Raw genomic sequence first — 21,461 nt, forward strand, 5'->3', positions numbered from 1 at the left:
CCCTGCCGAGCATGGCTCGGCACTACGCCGTTGCTCCCTCCCTTTGGCGAAGCCAGGGGGAGGGCTGGGGAGGGGGGTGGCTTTTGGGCTTTTCAGGCGTTGCCAGCTTCGCGGCTTACGCCGCTCCCACAAAGCTGGCCGGCATTGTTGGCGAAGCCCCTGCCGAGCATGGCTCGGCACTACGCCGTTGCTCCCTCCCTTTGGCGAAGCCAAGGGGAGGGCTGGGGAGGGGTTGGCTTTTGGGCTTTTCAGGCGTTGCCAGCTTCGCGGCTTACGCCTGCGGTCTGGCTTCAGCTGTTGCGGCTTGCGAAATCGGCGGCCGCCATTGGCCGGCCGAGGTGATAGCCCTGCAATACATCGCAGCCAAGTTCGCCCAGGAAATTGCGCTGCGCTTCGGTTTCCACGCCTTCGGCGACCACCTGCAGCTGCAGCGTGCGGCCCAGTGCGATGATCGAGGAGACGATGGCCGCATCCTCGCTGTTGTGCTCCAGGTCGCGGACGAAGGCGCGGTCGATCTTCAGCTCGGTGGCCGGCATGCGCTTGAGATAGAGCAGGCTGGAGTAACCGGTGCCGAAGTCGTCGATGGCGATGCGTACGCCCATCGCGGTCAGCGCTTCCAGCATCTGCAGGCTGGCGTCCACGTCCTTCATCGCCGTGCTTTCAGTCACTTCCAGGGTCAGCTGGCGCGGGTCCAGCGCATGGCGTTCCAGCGCGCAGCGCACGGTTTCCACCAGCGTCGGCGAGGCGAACTGCAGGGGAGACAGGTTCACCGCCATCGACCAATCGGTGTTGCCGGCGTCATGCCAGGCACGCAGCTGCGCGCAGGCCGCGTCCAGCACCCACTCGCCGATCTGGATGATCAAGCCGCTGCGCTCGGCAACGGGAATGAATACATCGGGCGACAGCATGCCGAGCTCTGGATGGTTCCAGCGCAGCAGCGCTTCAGCACCGTTGGCGCGGCTGCCGCCGGCCGGGAACTTGGGCTGGTAATGCAGCACCAGCTCATTGCGCGCGGTTGCGTGACGCAGGTCCTGCAGCAGGCGCAGGCGCTGGCGGGTGCCGGCCTGCATGGTCGAAGTGAAGAACGCGTGGCCGTTTCGCCCACTGTGCTTGACGTGATACATCGCCGCATCGGCATGCATCATCAACTCGCGCTCGTTGCTGGCGTCCTCCGGGTACAGCGCGATGCCGATGCTGGTGCTGACCAGCAGCTCGGCATTGTCGATCAGGAACGGCGCGCTGATGGCGGCACTGATCTGCTCGGCCATCAGGGCTGCGTCGTCGGGTGAATCAATGGCCATCACGATGACGAATTCATCGCCGCCGAGGCGGGCGAAGGTGTCCTGGCTGCGCAACAAAGCGCTGATTTTTTTGCTGAACTGCACCAGCAGGCGGTCGCCGAGCTGGTGGCCGTAGGCATCGTTGACGTTCTTGAAACCGTCCAGGTCGCAGAACATCAGGGCAAGGCCGAACTCGCGGCGATTGGCCTTCTCGATCGCCCGTTCGATGCGGTCCTGCAGCAGTACCCGGTTGGGCAGTTGGGTCAGCGGGTCGTGCAGCGCGGCCTGCACCAGCTTTTCATTGGCGTTGGCCAGCGAGTGGGCCAGTATGCCGGTACGCAGCCGCATCTGTCCGTCGAAGACCGAGGCCAGCAGCGCGACCGCCAGAGTGGCGATGGTGGTGACGATGACCAGGCCGGCGAGCAGATGTGTATCCAGCCCGCCGTCGCTGATGGCCCCGCAGATCGCGTCGGCAGGGAAGCGCGCGGCGGCCATGCCGGTGTAGTGCATGCCGACGATGGCCACACCCATCACCAACGATGCGAGCAGGCGCATCGGCATCAGGCGCGGCTGTTCATGGCGCAGGCGTTGTGCGATCCACAGTGCCGCCGCCGAGGCGCCAATGGCGATCAGGATCGAAAGGGTGAACCACGCCGGGTCATAGTCGATGCCGGGTTGCATCTGCATCGCGGCCATGCCGATGTAGTGCATGGCCGCGATGCCCAGGCCCATCAGCACCGCGCCGGCCAGCAGGCGGCTGAGCGGCAGGCGCTGGCGGGAGACCAGCCAGAGCGCGTACATCGATGCGCCAACGGAGGCCGCCAGCGAGCAGGTGGTGAGGAAAAGGTCGTAGCCGACGGGGATCGGCAGCTTGAAGGCGAGCATGCCGATGAAATGCATCGACCAGATGCCCAGCCCCATCGCCGCTGCGCCGCCTATCAGCCAGATGCGTGCCGCCCGTCGACTTTGGCTGCTGGCCACGCGCGCGGACATGTCCAATGCGGTGTAGGAAGCAAGTATTGCCACCAACAACGAGACGACGACGAGGCCCTGGTTGTAACTGCCGATCATGCGGATTCCTGAACATCGTGACGGAGCAAAGCCCCGCTTACCTAGCGGCAGCAGTGGCGGGGACTTTAGCCGTCGCAGCGTTTGCGACATCGGTGGGCTATCCTGCGGCGCTGACGCAGATAGGAATGTTCATGGCCAAGACCCGCAGCGCATACGTCTGCAGCGAATGTGGCGCCGAGTACAGCAAGTGGCAGGGCCAGTGCACCGAATGTGGTGTATGGAACGTGCTGAGCGAGATCGTGCTGGAGACCGCCGCCGCGGCAAAGGCGCCGGCGGCACGCCGCAGTGGCTGGGCCGGCAAGGTCGAGGCGCCCAAGATCACCGCCTTGAAGGATGTGCAGCAGACCGAGCATCTGCGGGTTTCCACCGGCATCAGCGAGTTCGACCGGGTGCTGGGCGGTGGTTTGGTGGAAGGTGCGGTGGTGCTGGTCGGCGGTGATCCGGGCATCGGCAAGTCCACCCTGCTATTGCAGGCGGTGGCGAAGATGGCCAGCGCCTTGCCGGTGCTGTACGTCACCGGTGAAGAGTCGCTGTCGCAGGTGGCCGGCCGGGCGGTGCGCCTGGACCTGCCACTGGAGGGCATCAACGCACTGTCCGAGACCGGTGTCGAGAACATCCTGCAGCACGCGGTGAAGGCGCGGCCCAAGCTGATCGTCGCCGACTCGGTGCAGACCTTGTGGACCGAGGCGCTGACGGCCGCGCCGGGTTCGGTCAGCCAGGTGCGTGAGAGCGCGGCGCGGCTGGTGCGCTTCGCCAAGGAGACCGGCACCGCCGTATTCCTGGTGGGTCATGTCACCAAGGAGGGCGGCATTGCCGGCCCGCGCGTGCTCGAGCACATGGTGGATGCGGTTCTGTATTTCGAAGGTGAAAGCGGTAGCCGCTTCCGCATCCTGCGCGCCTTCAAGAACCGCTTCGGCGCGGTCAACGAACTCGGCGTGTTCGCGATGGGCGAAAAGGGCCTGAAGGAAGTACCCAATCCCTCGGCGATCTTCCTGTCCGGCGGCAGTACCCGCCAGCCCGGCAGCTGCGTGATGGTCACCCGTGAAGGCACGCGCCCGTTGCTGGTGGAGGTGCAGGCGCTGGTGGATTCCTCGCCGTTGTCCAACCCGCGGCGGGTGGCGGTGGGTCTGGAACAGAACCGCTTGGCAATGCTGCTGGCGGTGCTGCACCGTCATGGCGGCGTGCTGGTCGGCGACCAGGACGTGTTCGTCAATGTGGTTGGTGGTATCCGCGTGCAGGAAACCGCCGTCGATCTACCGGTGCTGCTGGCGGTGTTGTCCTCGCTGCAGGACCGGCCGCTGGCTGAGAAGACCATTGCCTTTGGCGAAGTGGGTTTGTCCGGCGAGATCCGCCCGGTGCCCAATGGCGAGGATCGCCTGCGCGAAGCGGCGACGCATGGCTTCAAGCGCGCCATCGTGCCCAAGGCCAATGCGCCCAAGGCCGGCACGGTGAAGGGTATGGAAGTGATCGCAGTGGAGCGTCTGTCGCAGGCGCTGGAAGCGGCGATGGAGTGAGGGCGGCTGTAGTGCCGAGCCATGCTCGGCAGAGGCTTTCCCGGGAATGCCCAGCGTAGTGCCGAGCCATGCTCGGCAGGGGCCTTATCAAAGACCCAGCCCGTAGGAGCGGCGTAAGCCGCGAAGCTGATAGTCGATCAGATTGCAGGCATAGCCGGCGTTTCATTGCAGCCAGCTTCGCGGCTTGCACCGCTCCTACAAGATGGCGGTGGGCTGATGCATTGCCGGGAAGGCCCCTGCCGAGCATGGCTCGGCACTACCGCCTACCGCCTACCGCTTATCGGCCGCGGCCGAGGATCAGTTCGATCACGAACTGGCTGCCGAAGAAGGCCAGCAACAGCAGCGCCATCGCGGTCAGCGTCCAGTGCACGGCCTTGCTGCCGCGCCAGCCATAACGGCGGCGGCCGATCAGCAAGGTGCCGAAGACGATCCACGACAGCACGCTGAGCACGGTCTTGTGCACCAGCTTCTGCGCCAGCAGGTTGTCGACGAACAACACGCCGGTCAGCAGGGTCAGGGTCAGCAGGCAGAAGCCCACCGTGATCGTGCGGAACAGCAGGGTTTCAAGGTCGGCCAGCGGTGGCAGGGCACGCAGCCAGGGGCGGAAGTCGCGGCGGCGCAGCGCCCGCTCCTGCAACCACAACATGATCGCCAGCAAGGCCGCCACGCTCAGGGTGGCGTAGGCCAGCAGTGCCAGCCAGGCGTGGGTGGCCAGACGCCAGCCCAGCAGCTTGCTCGGTTCATGGCCGTAGCCGTGGTAGGCCAGCAGCAGGATCGCCGCCATCGGAAACACAACCACGCCCAAGGCCGACATCCGCCCGCGTGCACCCACCACGGAGGTCAATGCCGCCATGCCCAGGCCCACCAGCGACAGGGCTGCGAAGAAGTGCATGTCCGGCCCCCCCGCGGTGTTCATCGCCACCATCAGGTGGTAACCGGCATGCAGCAGCACCGCACCGATGGTGGGCAGCAGCCAGTTGCGGGGCGGTGGGCTGCGTTCGCCGGCCAGCCCGCGGACCAGCAGGGCGGTGGACACCAGATAGAGGGCGGTGGCGATGAGAACGATTGTCATCGCTGCAGTTTCGCATACAGGCCCGTCGCTGGCGACGTGAACCGGCGGTGGCGGCGGCTGGCCGCTATACTTACCGCCTCTGTTTCCACGATTTCCGCAGGTTCCGTCGCATGTTCGAGTCACTGACCCAGCGCCTTTCCGGCACCATCGAGCGCCTGCGTGGGCGCGGCCGCCTGACTGAAGAAAACATCCGCGAGGCCACCCGCGAGGTGCGCATCGCCCTGCTGGAGGCCGATGTGGCCCTGCCGGTGGTGCAGGCCCTGATCGAGAAGATCAAGGTCCGCGCGGTTGGCCAGGAGGTGCTCAAGTCGCTGACCCCGGGCCAGGCCCTGATCAAGGTGGTGCGCGATGAGCTGACCGCTGTCATGGGCGCCCAGGCCACCGACCTGAACCTCAATGTGCCGGCGCCGGCCATCATCCTGATGGCGGGCCTGCAGGGTGCGGGCAAGACCACCACGGTCGGCAAGCTGGCCAAGCACCTGAAGGAAAAGCGCAAGAAGAAGGTGATGGTGGTGTCCGCCGACGTTTACCGTCCGGCCGCCATCGAGCAGTTGAAGACCCTGGCCGAACAGGTCGGCGTACTGTTCTTCCCGTCCGCCCCGGACCAGAAGCCGGTGGACATCGTCCGTGCCGCCATCGAAGACGCGCGCAAGTCGTTCGCCGACGTGCTGTTGGTCGATACCGCCGGCCGCCTGGCCATCGACGAAGCGATGATGGCCGAGATCAAGGCCCTGCACGCGGCGGTCAACCCGGCCGAAACCCTGTTCGTGGTCGATGCCATGACCGGCCAGGACGCCGCCAACACCGCCAAGGCCTTTGGCGAGGCGCTGCCGCTGACCGGCGTGGTGCTGACCAAGACCGACGGTGACGCCCGTGGCGGTGCCGCGCTGAGCGTGCGCTACATCACCGGCAAGCCGATCAAGTTCACCGGTACCGGTGAAAAGGTCGACGGCCTGGACGTGTTCCATCCGGAACGTGTGGCCAGCCGCATCCTCGACATGGGCGACGTACTGTCGCTGGTGGAGCAGGTCGAGCAGCAGGTCGACAAGGACAAGGCTCAGAAGCTGGCCGAGAAGGTCGCCAAGGGCAAGAAGTTCGACCTGAACGACATGCGCGACCAGCTGGAGCAGATGCAGAACATGGGCGGCATCGGCGGCCTGATGGACAAGCTGCCGGGCCTGGGGCAGATTCCCGAGCACCTCAAGGCGCAGGTCAGCCAGAGCAAGGAAGTGCCGCGCATGATCGCCATCATCGGCTCGATGACCAAGAAGGAGCGCCGCAACCCGGGCCTGCTCAATGGTTCGCGTCGTGCCCGCATCGCGCGTGGCTCCGGCACCCAGCCGGCCGACGTCAACAAGCTGATGAAGCAGTACATGCAGATGGAAAAGATGATGGGCAAGCTTGCCGGTGGCGGCATGAAGGGCATGATGCGCAACATGAAGGGCATGCTCGGTGCCATGGGTGGCAAGGGCGGCCTGCCGTTCCGTTGATAACGTTTGATTCCAACCGGTTGAACAGGGAGTGGTGCATGAAGAACAGGATGTATCTGGTTTTGGCGGTGCTGGCGCTGAGCGCCTGCGGTGAGGATCGCTCGCTGTCACAGAAGGCGGGCAGTGCGATCAGCGGCACTGCCACCGACTTCGTTGCCGGTCTGGGCGAAGGCGTCGACAAGCGCATGTCGCTCAAGCTCGACGTCGCCCCGGAAGTGGTCAGCAACGGCATGACCGTGACCTTGGGCAAGAGCCGCGGCATGGGCTCCAAGGATGCGTCGGTGTATGTGGTGGCGACCAAGCCGTACAAGGGCGCGTTCCTGGCGCGTGCACTGGACGAATCCGGTGCCGAGATCGGCCGCTCACGGGTGGACGTGGATTTCGCTGCCGATGATGCGCAGTACGTGAACTTCACGTTCAACGATGAGATGGACAGCCAGTTGGTGCGTTCCTACGCGCTTTCGCTGCGCTGAGCAGTGCGGGCATCGGCGGTATGATCACCGCCATGCACAACGCCCTCATCTCCACCCGGACCGAAGCGTTCTGCCAGCGCTTCGGTCTTGAACTTCCCATCCTGCTGGCGCCGATGGCCGGCGCCTGCCCGGTGCCACTGTCTGCAGCGCTTGCCAATGCCGGCAGCATGGGCGCGATGGGCGCGGTGCTGTCCACGCCGGAACAGATCAGCCAATGGATGCAGGCGTTTGGCCAGCAGTCGCAGGGGCCGGCGCAGGTCAATCTATGGGTGCCGGATCCTGCTCCGCTGCGTGACCCTGCCGCCGAAACGGCGACGCGCGAATTTCTTGCGCAATGGGGACCGCAGGTCGCGGCGGACGCCGGCGATGCCGGTCCTGCCGATTTTGATGCCCAGTTCGATGCGCTGATTGCCGCCCGACCCGCGGTGGCATCAACCATCATGGGCGTGTTTTCTGCCGCACAGGTGGCACGACTGCAGGCTGCCGGCATTGCCTGGTTCGCCTGCGCGACCACCTTGAGTGAAGCACTGCAGGCGCAGGCCGCCGGTGCCGATGCAGTGGTTGCGCAGGGCCTGGAGGCGGGCGGTCATCGTGGTGCGTTTGACCCAGCGCTCGCCGAGCGGCAGATGGTCGGTCTGTTTGCCTTGCTGCCGCGCCTGGTCGATCACCTGAGCGTGCCGGTGATCGCTGCTGGCGGCATTGCCGATGGTCGCGGTGTCGCGGCCGCCCTGATGCTGGGGGCCAGCGCGGTGCAGGTGGGTACGGCATTCCTGGCCGCCGATGAATCCGATATTCCTGCGGCGTGGAAACAGGCGCTGGCTGTTGCCGAGCCCGAAGCCACGCGCGCGACGCGGGCCTTCAGTGGCCGACTTGGACGCGCCCTCGATACCGCTTATGTGCGCGCTGCCGAGGCGGCCGACGCGCCAGTGCCACGTCCCTATCCGGTGCAGCGCGGACTGACCGCCGGCATGCGCAAGCAGGCCAGTGCCGCCAACCGGCTCGACGCGATGCAGGCCTGGGCAGGGCAGTCGGCATGGCTGGCCAAGCGCGCACCGGCGGCAGGGATCCTCCGCGCGATGTGGGCGCAGGCGCAGGCGTTGCCGTGACGGTGCTGTTCTGCAACGGGCAACTGGCCGATGCCGGCGCCTTGAGTGCGGCGTTGGTCAATTACGGTCACTTCACCTCGCTGCAGGTGCGCTCTGGCGCGGTGCAGGGTTGGGCGCTGCACCTGCAGCGGCTGCAACAGGGTACGCGCGAGCTGTTTGGGGTTGAACTGGATTGCGTGCAGGTCGTGGCATGGTTGCGGCAGGCCTTGCAGCAGCTCGATGCGGCGGATGCGTCGGTGCGGATCACGGTGTTCTCGCGGCAGTTCGATTTCCGCCAGCCGCTGCGTGCAGTGCCGGTGGATGTGTTGGTGGCCATCGCCGCGCCGGCATCGATTCCAGCGATTGCGCGTTCAGTGCTGCCGCTGCCGTATCAACGCGAGTTGGCGCATATCAAGCACGTGGGAACCTTCCCGCTGTTCCAGTTGCGCAGGCAGGCGTTGCAACGCGGATTCGATGACGCCTTGTTTGTCGATGCGCAAGGCCGCATCAGCGAAGGCACGACCTGGAACCTGGCGTTCTGGGACGGCACCCAGGTGTGCTGGCCACAGGCGTCGGCGCTGCGTGGCAGCACCGAGCGCCTGCTGATGGATGGCTTGGCCGCGCTTGGTCAGTTGCAGCATCACGCCGACGTGCACGTGCCGACGCTGGCCCGGTGCAATGGCGCGGTGGCATTCAATGCCACCGGTATCTGGCCATTGGCCGCAATCGGTGAACAGCGGCTGGAACAGTCCGAAGTGCTGTTGGTTCGCCTGCAATCCGCATTGGCGCAGACGCCCTGGCTGCCGCTCTGACGGATTGGGTGGGCTGGACTATTTGGCTGGGGTATGTGGGTGGGTGCTGGCCGTGCATTGCGCGTATTCCCGTTGGCTCAGCTTGTGATCCTTGTTGCTGTCGCAGTGCTGCAGTCGCGCAGCAACACCCGGCGGATAGACATCGATTTCGGACAGGGTGACGATTCCATCCTTGTCTTTGTCCAGCTCTGTATAGCTTGGCAAGGTGGTGTCAGCGGGTGGTGCGGCCAGTGCCAATGAATAGCCGCCAATGAGTAAAACTGCTGCCAGTATCGTTTGTGCTGATCGGGACACGCGCATCACGCTCTCCTCCAAGCCGGACCATCCGGCTGTCTGCCGGCATAGCAGGCGCCGCCAGGCCTTTGCGATAGGTGAAAAATAGCGGGCGACGGTGTTTGTCGCGATGCTCGGTTCATCTGCCGTTGGCTGGAAAGGGAAGCGTGCTGATTCCAGCCACACGAACAGCGTGCTATTGATCTGCCTTGTTCCGTCATCAGCGTTGGGAGGAGCAGCATGGTATTTGAACTGGGCTGGCCGCAGGCTCCCATTCAATGGGTAGTGAGCGTGCTGGTTTTCACCGCGCATTTGCTGGTGGCCGCGCGCGCGCTGACCCGGCCCAACCGTGCACCGGCGTCGCGTGCGGCGTGGGTGGCGGTGATCATGCTGGCGCCATTGCTGGGCATGTTCGCCTATCTGCTATTGGGCGAAACCAGCATTGGACGAGCGCGCGCGCGCCGCCTGCGGCAGACCGTTCTTATGCTGCAAGCGGCGGACGATCTGCACGACACCGCCGCTGCGGCAATCGATGGCAAGGCTGCATCCTTGTTTGTGCTGGCGCAATCGATCAATGGCTTTGTGCCACAGCCGGGCAACCGGATCGTGCTGCTGGGTGCTGCCCAGTCGCTAGCGAACGCGCCCACGGAGGATTGCCGTGCAGCCATGGATCAACTGGTGCAGGACATCAGTCAAGCGCAGCAGAGCGTGCATATCGCCTTCTACATCTGGCTGGATGATGGTGCCGGTGGCCGCGTTGCCGAGGCGGTAGCGGCGGCTGCCAGGCGCGGTGTGGCCTGCAGGGTGATGGTGGATGCGTTGGGCTCGCGGGCCTTCAGTGGCAGCCCCCGCTGGTCGCAGCTGCAGCAGGCCGGGGTCAAGCTGGTGCGCACCCTGGATGATCTGACCCGGGTGCAGCATGTGGCCTTCAGCCGCATGGACCTGCGCGATCACCGCAAGATCGTGATCATCGACAACTGCATCGCCTATTGCGGCAGCCAGAACTGCGCCGACCCGGAGTTCCGGGTCAAACCGCGCTATGCACCGTGGATAGACCTGCTGCTGCGTTGCCAAGGCCCGGTGGTGGCGCAGATACAGCGTTTGTTTCTCAGTGGCTGGATCCCGGAAACCGGAGAGCAGGGGCTGGATGCTTTCGCAGCAGCGACGATGCAACCGCAGTTCGACGATGGCTGTCTGGCCATGGCGTTTGAAACCGGCCCGGTTACCCGCCACAACGCGATGACCGATATGTTCGTGGCCTGCATCTATGCCGCGCGCCATGAGCTGATCATCAGTACGCCGTACTTCGTGCCGGACGAAGCACTGCTGCGCGCGATCTGCGCGGCACCACGACGGGGCGTGCGCACAAGGGTGATCTTCCCCAGGCACAATGATTCCTGGCTGGTGGGGCAGAGCAGTCGCAGCACCTATGCCGATCTTCTGCAGTGTGGCGTGGAGGTCCACGAGTATCCGCTGGGCCTGCTGCACGCCAAGTCACTGACCATCGACGGGGAGATCGCCTTGATCGGCTCGGCCAACATGGACCGGCGCAGTCTGGAGCTGAACTTCGAGAACAATCTGCTGATTGCCGACAGTGCAGTTACCTCCAGCATCGTGCAGCGGCAGCAAGGCTATCTGTCGGTATCCGAACCGGTGCTGTTGTCGCAGGTGATGGCGTGGCCGCTGGCCACGCGCTTGGTGCACAACGCCGTGGCGATGATGTCGCCGGTGTTGTGATTGGCCTGGATCAAGCGGCCGGTGCGCTATCGCCGCGCAGCAGGCCCATGAACTCGCCGAACAGGCGCCGGTCGATCAGTCGTCCGCGGTCGTTGGCCAGGATCTCGATGGCGCGCTGCATCGGCATCGGGCCGCGATACGGGCGCTGTGAAGTCATCGCATCGAAGCCATCGACGATGGTCAGGATGCGTGACTCAAGCGGAATGTCTTCGCCCTGCAGACCGTGCGGATAGCCGCTGCCATCCCAGGCTTCGTGGTGGTGTCGAATCAGTTTGGCAACAGCCTTGGCGTCACTGCGGCCGGTGGCGGCGAACAGGCGTGCACCGCGCTCGGGATGGGTGCGCATGACCGATATCTTGTCTTCGTCCAGTTTGCCCGGATGCAACAGTACGTCGTCACGGATGCCGATCTTGCCGACATCGTGGAATCGTGCGGCAAGCACCAGATGGCCGATGCGCTCCTCGGACAGGTCGCAGCGGCGGCCCATGGCCTGGGCAAGTTGCGACACGCGATCGCAGTGATGGTCGGTATAGCTGTCGCGCTGGTCCAGCGCGGCTGCCAATACATCGATGGCGCAGGAGCTGTCATCCGGTGGATGCGACAGACCCACGGGCGTGGTGATGGTCAACATGATGACGGAGCCGCGTGGGGGGCGGCTGCGAGCGTAAGAGAGGGGGCGTTATTTTCAACGCCCTTTCATCGTCACGCAATCTTTACCAATTGATTTATTCAGCTGTTTGCGGGGCGTAGTGTGGTCAGCAAGGCGCGTGCGGCGTTGAAACGGTCGGCACTTTCCGGCAACGGATGTTTGATACGCAATTTGTCCGGGCCATCCATCTGGTAGAGCTTGGGCTGTTTCTGGATCAGCTGGATCACCACCATCGGATCGATATTGGGCTTGCTGTCGAACACGATGCGGCCACCGTTTTCGCCAAGCTCCAGCTTGCGGATGCCCAGTTCGTTGGCCTGCAACTTGAGCTCGGCGATGGCGAACAGATGCTTGACCGGATCCGGCAACAGGCCAAAGCGATCGATCATCTCCACTTGCAGCTCGCGCAGGCGCTCGTTGTCACGCGCCGAGCTGATGCGCTTGTACAAGGTAAGACGGGTGTGCACGTCGGGCAGATAGTCTTCCGGGATCAGCGCCGGCACATGCAGTTCGACATCGGCACCGCGTGCTTCTTCGCCCGCATCCAGGTCCGGCAGCTTGCCCGACTTGATCGAACGCACCGCGCGCTCCAGCAGCTCGGTGTAGAGGCTGAAGCCGATCTCGGCCATCTGCCCGCTCTGGTCTTCGCCGAGCAGCTCGCCTGCACCGCGGATCTCCAGATCGTGGGTGGCCAGGGTGAAGCCCGCGCCCAGCTCGTCCATCGAGGCGATGGCATCCAGGCGCTTCTGCGCGTCCGGGGTGATGGAGCGCTTGTCCGGCACCAGCAGGTAGGCGTACGCACGGTGATGCGAACGACCAACGCGACCACGCAGCTGATGCAACTGCGCAAGACCGAAGCGGTCGGCGCGGTTGATGATGATGGTGTTGGCGTTGGGGATGTCGATGCCCGATTCGATGATGGTGCTGGCCAGCAGCACGTTGAAGCGCTGTTTCTGGAAATCCAGCATCACCCGTTCCAGCTCGCGCTCCGGCATCTGCCCATGGGCCATGCCGATGCGTGCCTCGGGCACCAGTTCGGACAGCTCGCGCTGCATCCGCCCCATGCTTTCCACATCGTTGTGCAGGAAATACAGCTGGCCGCCACGTGACAGTTCACGCTGGAACGCCTCGCGCAGCTGCGCATTGTCCCAGGCGGTGACAAAGGTCTTCACCGCCAGTCGGTTCGGCGGCGGCGTGGCGATGATCGACAGATCACGCAGCCCGGCCATCGCCATGTTCAAGGTACGCGGGATCGGCGTGGCGGTCAGGGTCAGCAGGTGCACGTTGGCGCGCATGGCCTTCAACGCTTCTTTCTGGCGCACGCCAAAGCGCTGCTCTTCGTCGACGATGACCAGGCCCAGGTCCTTGAACTTCACATCCGGCTGCAACAGGCGGTGCGTGCCGATGATCACATCGATGGTGCCTTCGGCCACCTTGTCGAGCTCGGCCTTGATTTCCTTGCTGGTCTTGAAGCGCGACAGCACTTCCACGCGCAGCGGGTAATCGGCGAAACGGTCGCGGAAGTTGCGGTAGTGCTGCTCGGCCAACAGCGTGGTCGGCACCAGCACGGCCACCTGCTTGCCACCGCTGGCCGCGGCAAAGGCCGCACGCACGGCGACTTCGGTCTTGCCGAAGCCGACGTCGCCGCAGACCACGCGGTCCATCGGCTGGCTGGACTGCAGGTCACGCAGGGTGGCTTCGATCGCGGCCTGCTGGTCGGGGGTTTCCTCGAACGGGAAGCCGGCCGCGAAGGGTTCGTACATGGCGCGGTCGATATCCAGCGCCAGCCCGGCGCGGGCGCGGCGACGCGCCTGGATCTCCAGCAGTTCGGCCGCCACGTCGCGGACCTTCTCGGCGGCCTTGCGCTTGGCCTTGGCCCATTGCTCGCCGCCCAGCGAGTGCAGCGGCGCGGTTTCCGGCGACGCGCCGGAATAACGGCTGATCAGGTGCAGCTGCGCGACCGGCACATACAGGCGGTCGCCCTTGGCGTATTCGATCTCGAGGAATTCGCCGGGCATGCCGCCGACATCCATCGCTATCAAACCGCGGTAGCGGCCGACGCCGTGGTCTTCATGAACGATGGGCGCGCCTTCGGTCAGTTCGCCCAGGTCGCGGATGATGGACTCGGGCTCACGTCCGGCACGACGCGTACGCCGCGGCTGACCGGCGCGCTCCGGGAACAGCTGGCGTTCGGTGAGCACGGCCAGGGCCGGCTCGCTGAGCGCAAAGCCGTCATCCAGCGGCGCAACGGTAATGGCGAAGCGACTAAGCCCCTCTCCCTTCGGGAGAGGGGTTGGGGAGAGGGTAGGGGGCGTAAGCCCACCAGCTGTCTGGCTTTGGCTAGCAGCCTTACCCCTATCCGACCCTTCAGGCCACCTTCCCCCGATGGGGAAAGGGAGGAAGTCGTTGAAGCTGGGCACAACCTCAGGCCGCAGCTCCGCCGCCTGCAGCACTTCCAACAAGGCCTCGCGCCGTCCCGGCGAATCCGCCGCGATCAGCACCCGACCCGGGTAGTGCTCTATGAAGGACTTCAATGCCTGCCCCGCCGGTGCATCCTTGGCAGCGACCGGCAACGGCGGCAGTGGCTGGTCACCCAGCGGCTGCGCTTCGGCGGCGCGCGGATGATCGGCCGCGCACACTTCCACGCGCGGCAGTTTGTTGAACTGCTCGCGCAGCTTGTCCGGCGACTGGTAGATTTCGTCAGGCGGCAACAGCGGTCGCTCGATATCGTGGCGACGTTGTTCGTAGCGGCTGTTGGTCTGCAGCCAGAACGCATCGGAGGCTTCGCTGACGCCGCTGCCGAGAACGGTCATGAAACCGTCCGGCAGGTAGTCGAACAAGGTCGCGGTCTGGTTGAAGAACAGCGGCAGCATGTATTCGATGCCCGAGGGCAGCAGGCCGGCCTTCAGGTCCTGGTACAGCGGACTGCGCCGGGTATCCACGTCGAAGCGTTCGCGCAGCGATGCGAGTACCTTGTTGAGGCTGGCCTCATCCATAGGCACTTCGCGGCCGGGCAGCATCTTCACTGCCGTCACCTTGTCCAGCGAACGCTGCGATTCCGGGTCGAACTCGCGGATGGAGTCGATATCCTCGTCCAGCAGCTCGATGCGCAATGGCGCATCGGCGCCCATTGGATAGACATCAAGCAGGCCGCCGCGCACGGCGAAATCACCGGGATCCATGACCTGGGCGACATTGCGGTAACCGGCGCTTTCCAGGCGACGCTTCTCCGCATCCATGTCCAGGCGCTGGCCAACCTTCAGGTCGAAGCTGCCACCGACGATATAGCTCAGCGGCGCCAAACGCTGCAGCAGCGTCTGCACCGGCACCACGACGATGCCTTGCTTCAGCGTCGGCAGGCGGTGCAATGCGGCCAGACGCTGCGAAATGATGTCCGGGTGCGGGCTGAACTGGTCGTAGGGCAAGGTTTCCCAGTCGGGGAACGGCACTACCGGCAGCTGGCTGTCCGCGCCCAGCAGGGTCTGCAGGTCGGCCACCAGCTGATGCGCGCTCTGGTTATCGCGGGTGATCAGCAGCAGCGGCTTGGCGTGGGCCTGCGCCGCGCAGGCGACATGCCAGGCCAGGGCGCTGCTGGAAGCCGGGGCGCGCCACCAGGCGCGGAGCTGGCCCGAACGGGGCAGCGGCGGAATGGGGTAGGTGATAGGCGACATGGACCGCAAATTTTACCAGATGCGCCCCTGTCGCCCTGCCGGGCAGGTCCGATTTGCGACGCCGGGCGGCGCACTGGCCCGAAAAGCGACAGGCGCCTTGCCGGCGCCTGTCGGGAGATGAGGTCTGGAACCGCTGCTCAGGTCGCCAGTTCCAGCACCATGCGTACCAGTCCCGGGGCAGCCGCTGGGTGAGGCACCTGCTTGAAGCCCAGCGAAGCGGCCAGTTGCAGCATCGGCTCATTGTCCTGGGCGATGTCGCCGTACAGGCGATCAAGATATTTGCCACGCGCCCATTTGACCAGTTTGCGCATCAATTGCCGGCCGAGACCTTGGCCGGCCAGGAAGCGGCTCACCAGGATTGCGTATTCAGCGTCACGGGTGCCGGGAATGATGGACGCCCGGGCCACTGCTCCCACCAGTGCCTCGCCCGGTGGCAGTGGTTCGGCTGCCACCAATGCGATCTCGGTTTTTGGATTGGGATGGGTCAAGCGTTGCGCAGTCTCATCAGACAATGATTCGACCGACTGCAGGAACTTGTCGCGCACTTCTTCCGGCCCGAACAGGGCAAACGCGCCTTGCAGTGGTGCACCGTCTTCAGGGCGGATAGGTCGTATCAGCAGCTCTCGGCCGCTGGGTGCCTTGAAATTTTCATGCCACGGGGGCATGCGGTTGCGAGTGGCCATGACTACGTTTCCTCCAAAGTCGCCTGATTCTGTCACCGTGGCTGCTACGTTCTGTGAACGCGGTCCAAAGCGGCTGCAGTTTGGCGGCGATGCCCGTCACTCGGGCGTCTTCAGCCACTCCAGCCGGGTTGAGGCGCCGGTTTCTCCCAGATGCTGCTTCAGCACGGGCAGGGCCGGGGCCAGCACCTGCTCGAACTGCCAGGGCGGGTTCAGCAACAGCATCCCGCTACCATTCAGACGCAGGGGGGAGTCATCGGACCTCACCATCAGCTCGGTGACCAGGATGGACTTGGCCGGCAGCGCGGCCGCCTTGCGGAAAAACGGTTGCAGGGTACGACGCTGCTTGATCGGGTACCAGACCGCGCATTGCGCCTGCGGCATTCGGGTCAGGATCTCACGCAAGGTTGAGATGATCAGCGGGTACTCGGCATCCTGCACCTCATAGGGTGGGTCGATCAGCACCAACGCCCGGCCGATCTTGATGGCGCCGCTCTTCGGTGGCAGGAAGGCGCGGATGGCTTCGTAGCCATTGCCTGCATGCACCTGTACCCGCCGGTCGTGCGCGAACAGTTCCTTGAGCGCGGTGACCTCGTCCTTCTGCAGCTCGCAGGCGGCCATGCGGTCCTGTTCGCGCAGGGCGCGCGCGGCCAGCAGCGGCGAACCAGGGTAGGAGATCAGGGCGCCGACCGGGTTGTCGGCCTGGACGGCACGCAGGTACTGCTCGACCACTTCCGGCAAGGCCGGGGCGGCCATCAGCCGCAGCACGCCTTCATCGATTTCGGCGGTTTTGCGGCTTTCCTCGGCGGACAGCAGGTAACGGCCGCGGCCGGCATGCGTGTCCAGGACGAAGAAGGGCGAGTCTTTGCGCTTGAGCGCGTCGATCATCGCCAGCATGACGATGTGCTTGAGGACGTCGGCGTGGTTGCCGGCGTGGAAGGCGTGGCGATAATTCATCGGCGAAGTTTACGGCTTGCGGCGTGGTGTGGGCGTTTTCATTGGAGGGAACCGGCTGGGCGCCTGTGTGCGCAGCGGTGCCGAGGGCCGATCCGGCTGTTTCCACGGCGTGCCGATTGCTGCCGGCCGCTGGCGTCTGCAGCAGGGCCAGCTATGCTGATGCAATGTCCAGCCAACCTGCCCGGGTACTCGTCGTCGAAGACGAGGCCGCCATCGCCGACACCCTTCTTTATGCGCTGCGCAGCGAAGGCTATGCCGCCAGTCACTGCACGCTGGGCCGCGAAGCACTGGCCTTGCTGCGCCAGCATGGCGCCGATGTGGTGGTGCTGGACGTCGGCCTGCCCGACCTGGGCGGTTTCGAGGTCTGCCGTGAACTGCGCACTTTCAGCCAGGTGCCGGTAATTTTCCTGACCGCCCGTAACGACGAGTTCGACCGTGTGTTGGGGCTGGAGCTGGGGGCCGACGACTATGTGACCAAGCCGTTCTCGCCGCGCGAGATGGTGGCCCGGGTGCGCGCGCGACTGCGCCGGACCGCGCCTGCTGCGCCAGTTGCAGCGGAGGAGGGTGGCTGGAAGCAGCTGGGGCGGTTCGCGATTGACCACGACGGCCGCCGTATCCGCTACGACGAGGCGCTGCTGGACCTGACCCGCTACGAATACGCCTTGCTGGCGGCACTGCTGCAGCGGCCCGGGGCGATCCTGAGCCGGTCGCAGTTGATGGAGCGTGGCTGGGACCACGCCAGCGACAGCACCGACCGTACCGTCGATACCCACGTCAAAACCCTGCGCGCGAAGCTGCGTGCGGCCGGCGCGCAGGGCGAACCGATCCGCACCCATCGCGGCGTCGGCTACGCCCTGGATGTCTGACCGATGCGGATCGGGCTGAAGCTGTTCCTGGGGTTCTTCCTGATTGTCGGCATCGCCGCGTTCTTCGTGATGCGTGTGTTCGTCAACGAAGTGAAGCCCGGCGTGCGCCAGGCGATGGAGTCCACCCTGGTGGACGCGGCCAATGTGCTGGCGGTCATGGCTGCGCCGGATCTGAGGGCCGGCCATATCGGCGATGGTGACTTCGCCGCGCGCCTGGCCACCGCCCAGCGCCGCGATCCCAAGGCGATGGTGTGGCGGTTCCCCAAGCGCAGCATCGATTACCGGGTGACGGTGACCAATGCGCAGGGCATCGTGGTCTATGACTCGCGCGGGCAGGACGTGGGCCGCGACAACTCGCGCTGGAATGATGTCTACAGGACCCTGCGCGGCGAGTACGGCGCACGCTCCAGTCCGGAGATTCCGGGCGACGAAACCAACACCGTCATGCACGTGGCCGCGCCGATGTACGACCCGGCCGATGGCCGCACGCTGATCGGCGTACTGACCCTGTCGCAGCCCAACGACACCATCGATCCTTTCATCGTTGCCAGCCAGCGCGCCATCATTGCGCGCGGTGCCTGGTTGATCGGGTTGTCGGCACTGATCGGTCTGTTGATGACCTGGTGGTTGTCGCGCGGTATCAGCGGACTGAATCGTTATGCCAAGGCGGTGAGCGCCGGTGAGCCGGTGCCACCGCCGAAGCGGCGACGCGACGAGATCGGCGACCTCGGCCAGGCGCTGGAAACGATGCGCCGCAAGCTCGAAGGCAAGGCCTATGTCGAGCAGTACGTGCAGTCGCTGACCCACGAAATGAAGAGTCCGCTGGCGGCGATACGTGGCGCTGCCGAACTCCTGCAGGAGCCCTTGCCGGAAGCAGACCGGCAGCGTTTTGCTGCCAACATCGTGCAGCAGGAACGGCGCCTGACCGAAACCATCGACCAGTTGCTGCGGCTGGCCGAAGTTGAACAGCACGGCTGGCTGCAGCGGCGTACCGAGGTGGATCTGGTCGCGGTCTGTCGCGCGTTGGCCGAGGATGCGGCGCCACGTCTGCAGGCGGGGCAGATCGAACTGGATGTGGAACTGCCGGAGCGCGCAGCGGTGCTGGGCGATACCTTCCTGCTGCGGCAGGCGCTTTCGAACCTGCTGGACAACGCGATCGCGTTCTCCGCGCCGGGTGGCCGCATCGTGCTGAGTGTGCAACACCAGCAACAGAACTGGCGCATCGCCGTGCGCGACAACGGCCCCGGTGTGCCGGGATACGCGCAGGAGCGGGTGTTCGAGCGCTTCTATTCGCTGGCGCGGCCGGGTACGGGACAACGCAGTTCCGGCCTGGGCCTTCCATTCGTGGCCGAGGTGGCGCGCCTGCATGGCGGCGTCGCGCAGCTGGGCAACCATCCCGAAGGTGGCGCCGAAGCGCGCCTGCTGCTGCCGGCCGGCTGACTTCACATTCGCTTCAAACTCGGCACAAACCCTGCTCACCGGCCGCATTCAACCTGTCCCTGTTTCCACACGAGGACGGGACATGACTTCCCTGAAACTGCTGTTGCGCTTCGCCATTGTCGGCGGGCTGGTGTTGTTGCTGCTGATTCCCCTGCTGCTGATCCGCAGCACCATCAATGAGCGTGAGCGTTACCGCGACGAGGCGGTCGAACGAGTATCGCAGAGCTGGGCTGGCGAGCAGTCGCTGATCGGCCCGGTGCGGGTGCTGCCGTGGACCCAGCAGCGCGAAGTCGAGATTCCGGCCGAGGGCAACAATCCGCGCAGGACTGAAATGCGCGTCGAGAGCGGCTACGACCTGCAGATGCCGACGCGCTTGAATGTGCAGGGCACTATGCGCACCGACGAGCGCACCGTCGGCCTGTTCAAGGTGCCGGTCTACAACTGGCAGGCCAAACTGCAGGCCGAGTTCGCCGAAAGCAGCTATGTGGCGGTGCCGGGGCGCAGCTACGGCCGTCCCTATCTGGCCTTGGGCGTGTCCGATGTGCGCGGTCTGGTAGGCACGCCGAACCTGCGCGTCGACGGCCGTGCGATCCAGTTGCAGCCCGGCGCTGGCGTATTGGAAGGAACCTCCAAGGGCCTGCATGCGCCGCTGTCGGTATTGCCGGATTCGATGCAGGGCGTGCTGCGCGAGGGTGGCAAGGTCGAGCTGGAGTTCGTGCTGGGCGGCACGCGTTCGCTGGCGGTTGCGCCGGTCGGCGATGACACCCGCGTCTCGCTGTCGTCAACCTGGCAGCACCCGCTGTTCGGTGGCAGCTTCCTGCCCAACGAGCGCAGCATCGATACCAGTGGCTTCAAGGCAGAGTGGGCGGTGTCTTCGCTGGCCTCGGCGGCGCAGTCGCAGCTGGTCAGGGCGATACGTAGCGACGGCGGCAGCGTGGAGTCATTGAACGTGGCTTTGGTGGACCCGGTGGATACCTATACGCAGGTGGACCGGGCCAGCAAGTACGGCATCCTGTTCGTGCTGCTGACCTTCGTTGGTTTCGCGCTGTTCGAGCTGATCAAGCAGTTGAAGATCCATCCGCTGCAGTACCTGCTGGTTGGCCTGGCATTGGCGATCTTCTTCCTGTTGCTGCTGAGCCTGTCCGAGCAGATTGCGTTCTGGCAGGCCTATCTGATCGCGGCGGCGGCGTGTATCGGCCTGCAAGGCTTCTATCTGAGCGGAGTGCTGCACAGCTGGAAGCGTGGTGTCGGTTTCGCGACGATGCTGACGATGTTGTACGGCGTGCTGTACGTGCTGCTGGTTTCGGAGAACAACGCGTTGCTGATGGGGTCGCTGCTGTTGTTCGGCATCCTCGCCGCGATCATGTGGATCACCCGCAAGGTCGATTGGTACGAGCTGAGCAATCGTGCGGTGAGCAAGCAGGCCTGATCTGGCAGTTGCGATGACGGGGCGGGGTGGCGTTGGCCATCCCGCCTCTTTCGCAGGGAGGAATGACATGAATCGTGCATTGATCCATCGCCGTGCGAAGCGCTTGTTACCGGCAGGTATCGAGACCTGCGGCTTGTTGCACTTCGGCTTGGCGCCGGGGCAGGTGGAGCGGGCGTTGCTTGGCAGTATGTTTGCTGGTGGGCAGGCGCAGGGGATGGTAGCGCTGCGCTTGTCGTTGTCGACGGCGTTGGCGATCCGGCGCAAGGGGCTGCGGTACTTCGAGTCAGGGGATTGGGTGTATTCGGCGTTTGCGGCGGAGGGGGCTTCGTTTGCTGCCGAGGTGTTGCCATCCGGTCATGGGGCTGGCTATTCGGCGGTGGCATTGGATGGACGGGCATGGTTTGTGGTGCTGCCTGTGGAGCGTTTGGTGGTATATGGGTGGTGGGAGTGAGTGGAGTGGTTGCTTGGTGGGTTGCGTGATATTGCGGTTCTCCGATTTTCAGCAGAAATCCATGGGCGTGCAGTCGAAAAGCGCGGTATTCGAAGCGCATCCCCGCGAAGGCGGGCCGAAGACATGCACCGAGCTGCATGACACTCCCTTCTCCCGCTTGCGGGGAAGGTGCCCGGAGGGCGGATGGGGGGCTTTGGATTTTGCTGTTGCTCTCTTTTTATGAAAGGCCTAGGCGACAGCAACAGCATTCACTCCCCTGCGGGGAGCGAGTTACTTCTCTTTGCTTGTGCAAAGAGAAGATAACCAAGAGAAACACACCCTGCCTCCGCGCCCACGCCGCTGCGCGACGCGGGTCCACTCCGCTGGCAGGATTTTTCGACGATACATCCTTGTACCGTCGAAGAACGACGTGCGTCCTGCACGTCGCCCCGTGCGGGGTCTTGGCTGCCAGCTCCGTCGCTGCGGAAGGGGCCCGGTACGTCAAAAGCTGAGGGCAAGAACAAAAGCACGA

Annotated in this window: 17 protein-coding genes; 10 read left to right on the forward strand and 7 right to left on the reverse strand. The window is 64.9% G+C overall.

All coding sequences use genetic code 11. The features are described from left to right. Nucleotides 1-290 precede the first annotated feature (290 nt). The gene (locus RT131_RS00105) at nucleotides 291-2,351 is read right to left on the reverse strand and encodes an EAL domain-containing protein (protein WP_313169196.1); all 2,061 of its coding nucleotides are present in this window, start codon (nucleotides 2,349-2,351) and stop codon (nucleotides 291-293) included. Between the two features lie 131 nt (nucleotides 2,352-2,482). Between RT131_RS00105 and radA the strand changes: the two genes are divergently transcribed. Further along, nucleotides 2,483-3,865: a DNA repair protein RadA gene (radA, locus tag RT131_RS00110; protein ID WP_313169198.1), complete on the forward strand. Its 1,383-nt coding sequence runs from the start codon at nucleotides 2,483-2,485 to the stop codon at nucleotides 3,863-3,865. A gap of 277 nt (nucleotides 3,866-4,142) precedes the next feature. On the opposite strand, the gene ccsA is transcribed toward radA, so the two are convergent. Next, nucleotides 4,143-4,937: a cytochrome c biogenesis protein CcsA gene (ccsA, locus tag RT131_RS00115; protein ID WP_313169200.1), complete on the reverse strand. Its 795-nt coding sequence runs from the start codon at nucleotides 4,935-4,937 to the stop codon at nucleotides 4,143-4,145. A gap of 110 nt (nucleotides 4,938-5,047) precedes the next feature. Here ccsA and ffh point away from each other — a divergent pair, with 110 nt between their 5' ends. From ffh to RT131_RS00135, 4 genes are read left to right on the forward strand one after another with little or no spacing between them, the layout of a single operon-like run. After that, nucleotides 5,048-6,427 carry a signal recognition particle protein gene (gene ffh, locus RT131_RS00120; RefSeq protein ID WP_313169202.1) on the forward strand — a complete coding sequence of 460 codons (1,380 nt, stop codon included), beginning with the start codon at nucleotides 5,048-5,050 and terminating at the stop codon, nucleotides 6,425-6,427. 38 nt (nucleotides 6,428-6,465) lie between these two features. Then, entirely contained in the window at nucleotides 6,466-6,900 is a 435-nt protein-coding gene (locus RT131_RS00125; protein ID WP_313169204.1) for a hypothetical protein, read from the forward strand. Nucleotides 6,901-6,932: 32 nt separating this feature from the next. Next, complete coding sequence (locus RT131_RS00130; protein WP_313169205.1) at nucleotides 6,933-8,006, forward strand: nitronate monooxygenase; 1,074 nt, start codon at nucleotides 6,933-6,935, stop codon at nucleotides 8,004-8,006. Beyond that, nucleotides 8,003-8,797 carry an aminotransferase class IV gene (locus RT131_RS00135; RefSeq protein ID WP_313169207.1) on the forward strand — a complete coding sequence of 265 codons (795 nt, stop codon included), beginning with the start codon at nucleotides 8,003-8,005 and terminating at the stop codon, nucleotides 8,795-8,797. The genes RT131_RS00130 and RT131_RS00135 overlap by 4 nt, the downstream gene beginning before the upstream one ends. Nucleotides 8,798-8,815: 18 nt before the next feature. Here the strand turns inward: RT131_RS00135 and RT131_RS00140 are convergent, their stop codons facing one another. Next, nucleotides 8,816-9,097 carry a hypothetical protein gene (locus RT131_RS00140; protein WP_313169209.1) on the reverse strand — a complete coding sequence of 94 codons (282 nt, stop codon included), beginning with the start codon at nucleotides 9,095-9,097 and terminating at the stop codon, nucleotides 8,816-8,818. A 213-nt stretch (nucleotides 9,098-9,310) separates the two neighbouring features. Here RT131_RS00140 and cls point away from each other — a divergent pair, with 213 nt between their 5' ends. Then, a complete protein-coding gene (cls, locus tag RT131_RS00145) occupies nucleotides 9,311-10,807 on the forward strand; it encodes a cardiolipin synthase (protein ID WP_313169211.1) in 1,497 nt (498 codons plus the stop codon). A gap of 10 nt (nucleotides 10,808-10,817) precedes the next feature. Here cls and RT131_RS00150 read toward each other — a convergent pair whose 3' ends face one another. The 4 genes from RT131_RS00150 to rlmJ all read right to left on the reverse strand — a co-directional run bounded on the left by RT131_RS00150 (nucleotide 10,818) and on the right by rlmJ (nucleotide 16,764). Beyond that, nucleotides 10,818-11,438: an HD domain-containing phosphohydrolase gene (locus RT131_RS00150; protein WP_313169213.1), complete on the reverse strand. Its 621-nt coding sequence runs from the start codon at nucleotides 11,436-11,438 to the stop codon at nucleotides 10,818-10,820. 98 nt (nucleotides 11,439-11,536) lie between these two features. Then, the gene (mfd, locus tag RT131_RS00155; protein ID WP_313169215.1) at nucleotides 11,537-15,127 is read right to left on the reverse strand and encodes a transcription-repair coupling factor; all 3,591 of its coding nucleotides are present in this window, start codon (nucleotides 15,125-15,127) and stop codon (nucleotides 11,537-11,539) included. Between the two features lie 137 nt (nucleotides 15,128-15,264). Next, nucleotides 15,265-15,810, reverse strand: coding sequence for a GNAT family N-acetyltransferase (locus tag RT131_RS00160; RefSeq protein WP_313169217.1), 546 nt, complete (start codon nucleotides 15,808-15,810; stop codon nucleotides 15,265-15,267). A 96-nt stretch (nucleotides 15,811-15,906) separates the two neighbouring features. Continuing rightward, the gene (gene rlmJ / locus RT131_RS00165; protein ID WP_313169218.1) at nucleotides 15,907-16,764 is read right to left on the reverse strand and encodes a 23S rRNA (adenine(2030)-N(6))-methyltransferase RlmJ; all 858 of its coding nucleotides are present in this window, start codon (nucleotides 16,762-16,764) and stop codon (nucleotides 15,907-15,909) included. Nucleotides 16,765-16,928: 164 nt separating this feature from the next. Here rlmJ and creB point away from each other — a divergent pair, with 164 nt between their 5' ends. From creB to RT131_RS00185, 4 genes are all read left to right on the forward strand, one after another. Next, nucleotides 16,929-17,630, forward strand: coding sequence for a two-component system response regulator CreB (gene creB / locus RT131_RS00170; protein ID WP_313169220.1), 702 nt, complete (start codon nucleotides 16,929-16,931; stop codon nucleotides 17,628-17,630). Nucleotides 17,631-17,633: 3 nt separating this feature from the next. Continuing rightward, nucleotides 17,634-19,070: a two-component system sensor histidine kinase CreC gene (gene creC / locus RT131_RS00175; protein WP_313169221.1), complete on the forward strand. Its 1,437-nt coding sequence runs from the start codon at nucleotides 17,634-17,636 to the stop codon at nucleotides 19,068-19,070. Between the two features lie 82 nt (nucleotides 19,071-19,152). After that, nucleotides 19,153-20,499 carry a cell envelope integrity protein CreD gene (gene creD, locus RT131_RS00180; protein WP_313169222.1) on the forward strand — a complete coding sequence of 449 codons (1,347 nt, stop codon included), beginning with the start codon at nucleotides 19,153-19,155 and terminating at the stop codon, nucleotides 20,497-20,499. Nucleotides 20,500-20,566: 67 nt separating this feature from the next. After that, on the forward strand, nucleotides 20,567-20,950 hold the full coding sequence (locus tag RT131_RS00185) for a hypothetical protein (protein WP_313169223.1): 384 nt from the start codon (nucleotides 20,567-20,569) through the stop codon (nucleotides 20,948-20,950). Nucleotides 20,951-21,461 lie beyond the last annotated feature (511 nt).

It is taken from the genome of Stenotrophomonas sp. (assembly GCF_032066555.1).
In the GTDB taxonomy this organism is placed as follows: Bacteria; Pseudomonadota; Gammaproteobacteria; order Xanthomonadales; family Xanthomonadaceae; genus Stenotrophomonas.